This is a genomic window from Streptomyces sp. PU-14G (assembly GCF_041028275.1).
Classification (GTDB): domain Bacteria; phylum Actinomycetota; class Actinomycetes; order Streptomycetales; family Streptomycetaceae; genus Streptomyces.
Map to the genome: position 1 here is coordinate 1 of NZ_JASKYT010000309.1, position 8,831 is coordinate 8,831.

General features: G+C 72.8%; 8 protein-coding genes and 1 pseudogene. 4 read left to right on the top strand and 5 right to left on the bottom strand.

Annotation, left to right across the window (positions count from 1 at the left end; translation table 11 throughout):
• The first annotated feature begins 39 nt into the window (after positions 1-39).
• Together purN and purH are read left to right on the top strand one after the other, a co-directional pair.
• Entirely contained in the window at positions 40-693 is a 654-nt protein-coding gene (gene purN / locus AB8Z75_RS26970) for a phosphoribosylglycinamide formyltransferase (RefSeq protein ID WP_369206414.1), read from the top strand.
• Positions 686-2,266 (top strand): bifunctional phosphoribosylaminoimidazolecarboxamide formyltransferase/IMP cyclohydrolase, encoded by a 1,581-nt coding sequence (gene purH / locus AB8Z75_RS26975; protein WP_369206400.1) that lies wholly within the window; start codon positions 686-688, stop codon positions 2,264-2,266. Before purN ends, purH begins: the two co-directional genes overlap by 8 nt.
• A gap of 124 nt (positions 2,267-2,390) precedes the next feature.
• Here purH and AB8Z75_RS26980 read toward each other — a convergent pair whose 3' ends face one another.
• The 5 genes from AB8Z75_RS26980 to AB8Z75_RS27000 all read right to left on the bottom strand — a co-directional run bounded on the left by AB8Z75_RS26980 (position 2,391) and on the right by AB8Z75_RS27000 (position 7,308).
• Positions 2,391-2,840 (bottom strand): hypothetical protein, encoded by a 450-nt coding sequence (locus AB8Z75_RS26980; protein WP_369206402.1) that lies wholly within the window; start codon positions 2,838-2,840, stop codon positions 2,391-2,393.
• A 234-nt stretch (positions 2,841-3,074) separates the two neighbouring features.
• Positions 3,075-4,517 carry a protein kinase gene (locus AB8Z75_RS26985; protein WP_369206404.1) on the bottom strand — a complete coding sequence of 481 codons (1,443 nt, stop codon included), beginning with the start codon at positions 4,515-4,517 and terminating at the stop codon, positions 3,075-3,077.
• On the bottom strand, positions 4,514-5,302 hold the full coding sequence (locus tag AB8Z75_RS26990) for an FHA domain-containing protein (protein WP_369206406.1): 789 nt from the start codon (positions 5,300-5,302) through the stop codon (positions 4,514-4,516). Before AB8Z75_RS26990 ends, AB8Z75_RS26985 begins: the two co-directional genes overlap by 4 nt.
• Before the next feature lie 231 nt (positions 5,303-5,533).
• Entirely contained in the window at positions 5,534-6,148 is a 615-nt protein-coding gene (locus AB8Z75_RS26995; protein ID WP_369206408.1) for a hypothetical protein, read from the bottom strand.
• A 245-nt stretch (positions 6,149-6,393) separates the two neighbouring features.
• On the bottom strand, positions 6,394-7,308 hold the full coding sequence (locus AB8Z75_RS27000; protein ID WP_369206410.1) for a hypothetical protein: 915 nt from the start codon (positions 7,306-7,308) through the stop codon (positions 6,394-6,396).
• Between the two features lie 217 nt (positions 7,309-7,525).
• Between AB8Z75_RS27000 and AB8Z75_RS27005 the strand changes: the two genes are divergently transcribed.
• Together AB8Z75_RS27005 and AB8Z75_RS27010 are read left to right on the top strand one after the other, a co-directional pair.
• Entirely contained in the window at positions 7,526-8,380 is an 855-nt protein-coding gene (locus AB8Z75_RS27005; RefSeq protein ID WP_369206412.1) for a bifunctional methylenetetrahydrofolate dehydrogenase/methenyltetrahydrofolate cyclohydrolase, read from the top strand.
• An 8-nt stretch (positions 8,381-8,388) separates the two neighbouring features.
• A pseudogene (locus AB8Z75_RS27010) lies at positions 8,389-8,831 on the top strand (hypothetical protein); the annotation flags it as partial.

Below are 8,831 nucleotides of genomic sequence, written 5' to 3' on the forward strand. Positions count from 1 at the left end.
CCCTCATTCCGCCCGCCTCCCGCGAGAGAGAGCACCGTCGTGGACGCGCCGTCCTTCCGTCCCGCCGCCCCCGTGCGCCTGGTCGTCCTGGTGTCCGGTTCCGGTACCAATCTGCAGGCGCTGATCGACGCCGCGGCCGACCCTGCCACGGACACCCCGTACGAGATCGTCGCCGTGGGCGCGGACCGGGGCGGTATCGAGGGGCTGGCGCGCGCGGAGCGGGCCGGGATCCCCACCTACACGTGCCGGGTGAAGGACTTCGCCACCCGCGAGGAGTGGGATGCGGCACTGGCCGGGGCGACGGCCGCCCACGGGCCTGACCTGGTGGTCTCGGCGGGCTTCATGAAGGTGGTGGGTCCCGGGTTCCTGGCGCGCTTCGGCGGGCGGTTCCTCAACACGCACCCCGCGCTGCTCCCCAGCTTTCCCGGCGCTCACGGCGTACGCGACGCGCTCGCGTACGGCGCGAAGGTGACCGGGTGCACCGTCCACTTCGTCGACGACGGCGTCGACACCGGGCCCGTGATCGCGCAGCGCGCCGTCGAGGTCCTGGACGAGGACGACGAATCCGCTCTGCACGAGCGGATCAAGGAAGTCGAGCGACGGCTGCTCGTCGAGGTCGTGGGGCGCATCGCGCGCGACGGCTACACCTTCGAGGGGCCGAACAGGAGAAGGGTACGACTGGGTCATGAGTGAGACTGCTGCGACCACGGGCGCCAAGCGGCCGATCCGCCGGGCGCTGGTCAGCGTGTACGACAAGACGGGTCTTGAGGAGCTGGCCCGGGGGCTGCACGCCGCGGGGGTGCAGCTGGTCTCGACGGGATCGACGGCGAAGCGCATCGCGGACGCCGGCGTTCCGGTCACCCCCGTCGAGGAGCTGACCGGCTTCCCCGAGTGCCTGGACGGGCGGGTCAAGACCCTGCACCCGCGCGTGCACGCCGGCATCCTCGCCGACCAGCGCCTGGAGGCGCACCGCGCGCAGCTGGGCGAGCTGGGTGTCGAGCCGTTCGAGCTGGTCGTCGTCAACCTCTACCCGTTCGCCGAGACCGTGGCCTCGGGCGCGTCGGACGACGAGTGCGTGGAGCAGATCGACATCGGCGGGCCCTCGATGGTGCGCGCCGCCGCCAAGAATCACCCGTCCGTGGCCGTCGTCGTCAACCCGGACCGCTACGGCGCTGTCCTGGACGCTGCCCGAGAGGGGGGCTTCGATCTGGCCGCGCGCAAGCGCCTGGCGGGGGAGGCCTTCCGGCACACGGCGGCGTACGACGTGGCGGTGGCGGGCTGGTTCGCCGAGTACACCGGCAAGGACGAGGAGGAGTCCTCCCCGTTCTCCGAGTTCATCGGCGTCACCTACGAGCGCAAGAACGTGCTGCGCTACGGCGAGAACCCGCACCAGCCGGCCGCGCTGTACACGGGTGGCTGCGGCGGGCTGGCCGAGGCCGAGCAGTTGCACGGCAAGGAGATGTCGTACAACAACTACGTCGACACCGAGGCCGCGCGGCGTGCCGCCTACGACCACGACGAGGCGTGCGTGGCGGTCATCAAGCACACCAACCCCTGCGGCATCGCCGTCGCCGCCGACGTGGCCGAGGCGCACCGCAAGGCCCACGCCTGCGACCCGCTGTCGGCCTACGGCGGCGTGATCGCCGTCAACCGCCCGGTGACGAAGGAGATGGCCGAGCAGGTCGCGGGGATCTTCACCGAGGTCGTCGTCGCCCCGGACTACGAGGAGGGCGCTGTGGAAGCGCTCACCCGCAAGAAGAACATCCGGGTCCTGCGCTGCCCCGAGGCCCCGGCGGCACCCGCCGAGTTCCGTCCCATCGACGGCGGTGGCCTCGCCCAGGTCAAGGACGCCTTCCAGGCGGAGGGCGACGACCCGGCGAGTTGGACCCTGGCCGCCGGGGCGGCGCTGGACGCCGGTGAGCTGGCCGAGCTGGCCTTCGCCTGGCGGGCGTGCCGCGCGGTCAAGTCGAACGCGATCCTGCTCGGCAAGGACCGGGCGACGGTGGGTGTCGGCATGGGGCAGGTCAACCGGGTCGACTCGGCCCGGCTCGCCGTCCAGCGCGCGGGCGAGGAGCGGGCGCGGGGGGCGTACGCGGCCTCGGACGCGTTCTTCCCGTTCCCGGACGGCCTGGAGGTGCTGGCCGAGGCGGGCGTGCGCGCCGTCGTCCAGCCGGGCGGGTCCGTGCGCGACGAACAGGTCGTCGAGGCCGCGGAGAAGGCGGGCATCACGATGTACCTGACGGGGACGCGGCACTTCTTCCACTGAGTGTGCGGTGCCCGGCCGGGCCCGGTGTCCCACCGAGCCCGGCCTTCACCCCGCGGCACGCCTCCGGGGCCCGGCGGACGCGTCCGCCGGGCCCCGGAGGGTTTCACTGCCCCGTTCGCCCCTCTCAGCAGCTCTTGACCCAGCGGATGGCGTCCACGGTGTAGTCGTAGCCGTTCCACTTCTCGCCCGGTGACAGGCAGCCCCAGTAGGACGTGCTGCTGCCGGTGTGGTTCCACTTGACCTTCACGTGGTCCAGGGGCTCATCGGTCCGCCCGTTGTTATAGGCGGAGCTGATGTGGTGGTAGTTGTTGTTGGTGTTGACGAAGCGCTGGTACTTCTTCCCTGAGCCCTTGGTTCCCGTGTAGAAGCAGACCGCCCCCCGGGTGCACGAGTACCCGGTGACGCTGATGCCCTGGCTGTGGGCGCCCTTCGGGTCGACGGTCTTCGCGGCCGTCCCCGCCGACGCGCTCTGGGCGGTGGACGCCGGCGTGGTGGCGCCCGCGGTCATGGTCCCCCCGGTGGCGATGAGTGCCGCCGTCCCGGCGCCGATCGCAGCGAGCTTCAGCTTGCGCATGATGGTTCCTCCCCGGTTTTCGTGGACACCGGGCCCGCCCCCGTCTTGGCCGGGCCCGGTGTTTCCCCCTGCGTGCCGCCCTGGGCGGCACGACTCCACAGTGCCGTGCGGGTGCTGGGGCCGGTACCTCGCAACTCCCAGGGTGGGGCAGTACTCGCAACCCCCGAGGGGTGCGGGCGGCCGATCCGCACACCGCCGGCCCGTGCGGGCGCCCGTCCGCGCCGCGCACACCGGTCAGCAGCGTTCGACCCAGCTGTGGGAGCGGATCTCGGGGAGGTCGTCGGGCAGGTCCAGCCTGCCCAGTCGGCTGATGCACCCCTGGCGCCCGTGGTGGTCGTCGGAGTGGAAGTAGGCGACGGCGGCGTACTTGCCCTGCGCCCCGTTGTTGAAGACCGAACGCGGCGCCTGGCGGGCGCTCCACGGACAGCGGATGGTGCCGGTGCGCCAGTCCTCGTCGAACCCGAACCAGCTGCACATGTCGCCCTGCCCGGCGGGCTCGGTGAAGAAGCAGACGTATCCCCGCTTGCACCGGTCGTACCCGGTGGGTTCTGCCGTGCGCCGGGTGCCGGGACCCTCGTCGACGAGTGTCGCCGTCACCGCCGCGGTGCCCGCCACCAGGCCGAGCCCGGTGAGTCCGGCCGCCAGGTACAGCCCGACGCGGCGCCGTCGGGACCCCGGTGTCCTGGCCCGTGCGGTGCCTGCCGCCTCCTCCGTCCTGGGCAGCAGGGACCGGGCGTCGTGCCTGGCGCGCTCCTCGTGCGTGGGGGCCAGGCAGTCGGTCACGATGCCGCGCCAGGCGTCCGGGAGTTCGTCCGAGAGGCGCAGCCCCTCGCCGCCGCGCGCGTAGCGCAGCACGGCGTCCCGGCGGGCCGACGAGGTGCTGCCGGGGAACGGGAAGTCACCGGTCAGTACGAGGTGGGCGAGGACCCCGAACGCCCACACGTCGGTACTGGGCCTGATGCGCTGCCCGCGCTCGCCGATGTCCGACCACAGCAGTTCGGGGGGCGTGTAGTCGGGGGTGGAGAACGCGGGCGAGTAGGCGTGTGTACCCTCCAGTTCCGCCGCGAGGTTGAAGTCGCACAGGCGTACCGTGCTGTCCCGCATGAGCAGGACGTTGGCCGGTTTGAGGTCCCCGTGCACCCAGCCGGCCGAGTGCAACTGGACCAGCCCCTCGCACACCTGCGCGAGCAACGCGGCCTGGATGAGGCCCCCGTGGGCGAGCATGCGCTCCAGGGAGGTGTGCGCCCGCTCCAGGACGAGCACACACGCGCCGTCGATGTCGGGCCGCTCCGGATCGTCGACGGTGAGCACCTCGTGCATGCGGACCAGCCGCGGTCGGCGGACGGCCCGCAGGAGCGCCACCTCGCGCTCCGTGAGATCGCGCAGGTGGTCCAGCTGACGCGGCGTCCGTGTCCCCGTCGGCAGGAACTTCAGCGCGGCGCGCGAGGGCTCGCCCTCGGGCCACCCCTCGGGGTCGCTGCCGCGTCGCCCCTCGTGGCCGCTGTGCCGTCGCCCCTCGCGGTCGCTGTCCTGCCACCTCTCGGGGTCGCTGCCGCGCCGCCCCTCGTGGCCGCTGTGCCGCCGTCCCTCGTACACGCTGCCGAACGCGCCGCTCGCGATCGGTTCCCGCACCTCCCACGGCCCCACCCGATAGCCGATCGGGAGCCGCAGCGTCATGCCGGCACCGTTCCGCCGGGACGCGCGTCCAGCCGCCCGCGGCCTCGCGCACTGCCGAGCAGTGTCAGATCGTCCTCGCGCACCAAGTCGAAACGGAGCGCCAGGGCGACCAGCATCTCCTTCTTCCCGTTGAGCCGCGCTCTGCCCTCCGGGCTGTTCTCGGGCGCGGGACGGAGGCGCAGTTTGACGGCGAGGTAATCGATGTTCCACTGCACCGACGCCCGTCCCGCCTCCGGCCACGCCGCCCGCAGCCGCTCGGTCAGTTGCTCGGTGGTGGGCAGCGGCGCGTACGGTTGACCGCGCAGCCGTGGCTCACACAGCGCGACCAGCACCCGGAAGTACCGGGAGTTCCGGTCGAGCGGGAAGGCGGGGACGGTCAGCACCCCCTCGCCGTCGCCCGGCGCCGTCCGCAGGTGGTCGTGGCGCGGCGCCCACACCTCGAAGGCGACCAGCTCGTCCCCGGCGGGCAGCACCACCCGGGAGAACTCGAAGGGCACCGGGGCCTCCACCCGGCCGGGCACCACCTTGATGTGCTCCCCCGCGCCCTCGGGGTTCTCCACGACGTACGTACGGTCGCGGCTGTGGTTGGTCAGCGTCCAGAACGAGCCGCTGGCGGCGAGCACCCCGGCGCTCCTGGACACCCCCGGGTGCGCGAGAACGAGCCCGCACCCCTCCTCACGGCCGAAACGGAGGCTCTCGCCCGGCGCCAACCGTAGCTGCCCTGCCCGCTGTCTCACCGACTGTGCCGCCGACTCCTCGGGCGGCACCACGATGATGCTGTGCATACGCATCCCCCCGGCGCATACATGCCCGGCGCGGCACGGGGCCATTCGCCGTACGGGGGCGGGGCGGGCCCGCCCCCGTGGACGGCGACGCTGGGTGCCTGCCGCGCCGTCCACGGAGCGGGCCCGCACAACAGTGACGGCGCGGCCGGAAGTCCGGCCGCGCCGTCACCGCGCGGTTGCCGCCTCCCCTGCGACAGGTGACAGGGGGCTGGTCTGATACCAGGTACGGGCCTAGTACTGCGGCCGGTTGAACCACTGGCCCGTGGCGCTCATCGAGCAGAACACGATCGTGAGCACGGCGGTCGCCAGCCACAGCACGGCGAGGAACAGAGAGCCGCCCGCCGCGTCACCGCTGCCCAGGTTGCCGACGATGCTCAGCAGGGGGATCAGCGCGTTGACCGCGCCGGCGATGATCGCCGTCACGCGCGTGCCGGTGCGGCCCCTGCCGAACATCGAGGCAGGCACGATGTGCAGCGCCGCCAGACCACCGCCGATCAGCAGCCCGAACAGCGCGATACCCAGAGCGGCACCGCCTGCCGCGCCCACGCCCGGGATGTCGTCCAGCGCGTCGTTGGCGGCCACGCCGCCGATGAGCAGGAGGACGCCGAACAGTGCCCACAGCGAACCCGCGATAAACAGCAGTACGCGTGCGGTGACGGCCACCCCGGGCATGCTGACGGTGGGCTGCATGCCACCGCCCGGGTAGGCGGGCATACCGGCCTGCGGGTAGCTGTAAGGGGCCGGGGCGCCCTGTTGGGGATATCCGTAGGGGGCGCCCTGCTGGGGCTGCTGCGGCGCCGAGTACGGATTGTGGGGACTCTGTCCTGGGGGCGGTGGGTAGCTCACGAGCTGTTTCCTCCGACGGCGTTGAGGGAGCGGATCGGGCCGAGTGACTCCGGAGAACCACGGCCTGCCCTCAGCAATGTCGCCTCCCCCGGTACGGCGCCGCACCGCCGGCCCACCCTGAAGCGCCCGACGCCGTCCCACAATGGTGGTGGTCGGACTGTCGGACTGTCCAGCCGGGTTTCCGTACTGTGGCGAATCCGCAACGCGGGGTCAGGCGCACGGTGACCACCGTGGCGGTCCGGTGTTCAGACCAACTGTCCGCCCAGCAGTGCCAGGTGTCCCTCGTGTACGAGGTCGAACCTGAGCGCGAAGCGCACCAGGGCGGCACGGGCGGCCTCCGGGCCGTCCTGAGCGCGCAGTCCCAGCTTCATCCGCAGGTAGTCGAGGTTCCACCGCACGGCGGTGGCGGTGACCTCGGGCCAAACCGGCCGCAGCCGTTCCGTCAGCTCCTCGACGCACGGCGCCTTCGGCTGGTCGGCGTGGCGTGCGTGCGGCTGGTCGCCAAGGCGCGTGCCCGGCCGGCTGCCGTGGCGTGTGCCCGGCCGGCTGCCGTGGCGTGTGCCTGGCTGGTCGGCGCCGGGCGCGTCGCAGGCCGTCGTGTCGCCCGCGCGCAACGCCTCCTCGCACAGGGCGGCCAGAACGAGGAAGTAGCGACAGGTGTGGTCCAGCGGGTAGGGGCGGGGGAACGGGTCGAACAGCCAGTCCTCCGTCTCCGCCGCGGCGCCGGCCCCCTCACCGTCCCCGGCGGCGTCGAGGGTGCCGCCCGGACCGCGAGGCCCGCCATCCGCCGCCAGATAGTCGTGGCGGGGCGCCAGGACGTCGAAACCGCAGCCGGGGCGGGGATCCCGGGCGCACAGCCGCACGCGCGCGAACTCGAACGGCACCGGCGCGTCCGCCCGCCCCGGTGCCACTGTGAGGCGTTCTCCCGGGCTCTCCGGGTTCTCGACGACGTAGGACTGGTCACGGCTGAAGTTGGTCAGGGTCCAGAAGGCGCCGGTCGCCGTGATCTCCCCGGCCGCACACGCCACGGCCGGGTGCGGGACGGCCAGACCGCTGCCTGCGGGCGCCGTGCGGCCGAAACGCAGCGTATGACCCGGCTCCAGCCGGTGCTGTTCCTCAGGTCCCCGGCACCCGTCCGGGACAATGATCACGCTGAACACGCCGCGCACGCTACTGACCCTGCGTGCCCGGTCACAACGGAACGTACGGGCACCAGACAGGCACATGAACCGGCCTTTGCCCTCCCGTTGCCGTGGCACCGCCGAGCGGGTGACCCGCGGTCGCACATCCGGCCGGAGGACTCGCACGACCGACCCGAGCGCGGCGCCGGCGGAGCCTGAGTGGAGAGACGGGGCCCGCATCCGCGAGGATGGGCGCATGACCGCCCAGATTCTCGATGGCAAGGCCACCGCCGCCGCGATCAAGTCCGATCTCACCGCGCGCGTCGAGGCGCTCAAGGCCAAGGGCGTCACGCCCGGCCTCGGCACCCTGCTCGTCGGCGACGACGTCGGCTCGCAGAAGTACGTCGCGGGCAAGCACCGCGACAGCCAGCAGATCGGCATCAACTCCATTCAGCGCGAGCTCCCCGCCACCGCGACGCAGGAAGAGATCGAAGCGGTGGTCCGCGAGCTGAACGAGGACCCGGCCTGTACCGGTTACATCGTCCAGCTCCCGCTCCCCAAGGGCATCGACGTCAACCGGGTGCTGGAGCTGATGGACCCGGCCAAGGACGCCGATGGGCTGCACCCCACGAACCTGGGCCGACTCGTCCTCAACAAGCCCGCGCCGCTGCCCTGCACCCCCCAGGGCATGATCGTGCTGCTGCGCCGCTACGGCGTCGAACTGGACGGCGCCCACGTCGTCGTGGTCGGCCGCGGTGTGACGGCGGGCCGGCCGCTGCCGCTGCTGCTGACCCGGCGCAGCGAGAACGCGACCGTCACCCAGTGCCACACCGGTACCCGCGACCTGCCCCAGGCGCTGCGCCAGGCCGACATCGTCGTCGCCGCCGCAGGGGTGCCCCACCTGATCAAGCCGGAGTACGTACGCGAGGGCGCCGCCGTGCTCGACGTGGGCGTCAGCAGGGACGAGAACGGCAAGATCGTGGGGGATGTGCATCCGGGGGTCGCCGAGGTCGCCGGCTGGCTCTCGCCCAACCCGGGCGGTGTCGGCCCGATGACGCGGGCCCAGTTGCTCGTCAACGTCGTGGAAGCGGCCGAAGCGGCGGCGCGCTGAGGGCGGCCATGAGCAAGGAGAACGAGGCGGGGACGAAGCCCGCGACGCGCACGGAGAAGCCGGCGGACGCCGAGCAGCCGGCGAACGACGGGCGGTCGGAGGACTCCGAGCGGTCGGCGAACGACGGGCGGTCGGAGGCCGATGGGCAGGCGGCGGACGCCGAGCAGTCGGAGGCCGGCGGACAGCAGTCGGCTGCCGCCGGGGATCAGCCGCCCGACGGGGGACGGCAGGCGACCGCCGCGCCGCGCAGGCGTTCGCGGCGCTTTCCCGTGCTCACACGGGACACCGCGCGGCCCGAGGGCGGCGGACGCGCGGTCGGAGGGCACCACCCGGCCCCCTACCGGCAGTGGCCGTTGCTGGCCGTGTGCGCGGGTGTGCTGATCGGTCTGCTGGTGACGGTGATCGAGTTCCGCTCCGGGACGTTGATCATCGGCCTGGCGCTGCTGGGCGG

Coding starts and splice junctions, on each gene's coding strand:
- purH (WP_369206400.1), top strand. CDS start 686: ATGAGTGAGACTGCTGCGACCACGGGCGCCAAGCGGCCGATCCGCCGG.
- AB8Z75_RS26980 (WP_369206402.1), bottom strand. CDS start 2,840: ATGCGCAAGCTGAAGCTCGCTGCGATCGGCGCCGGGACGGCGGCACTC.
- AB8Z75_RS26985 (WP_369206404.1), bottom strand. CDS start 4,517: ATGACGCTGCGGCTCCCGATCGGCTATCGGGTGGGGCCGTGGGAGGTG.
- AB8Z75_RS26990 (WP_369206406.1), bottom strand. CDS start 5,302: ATGCACAGCATCATCGTGGTGCCGCCCGAGGAGTCGGCGGCACAGTCG.
- AB8Z75_RS27005 (WP_369206412.1), top strand. CDS start 7,526: ATGACCGCCCAGATTCTCGATGGCAAGGCCACCGCCGCCGCGATCAAG.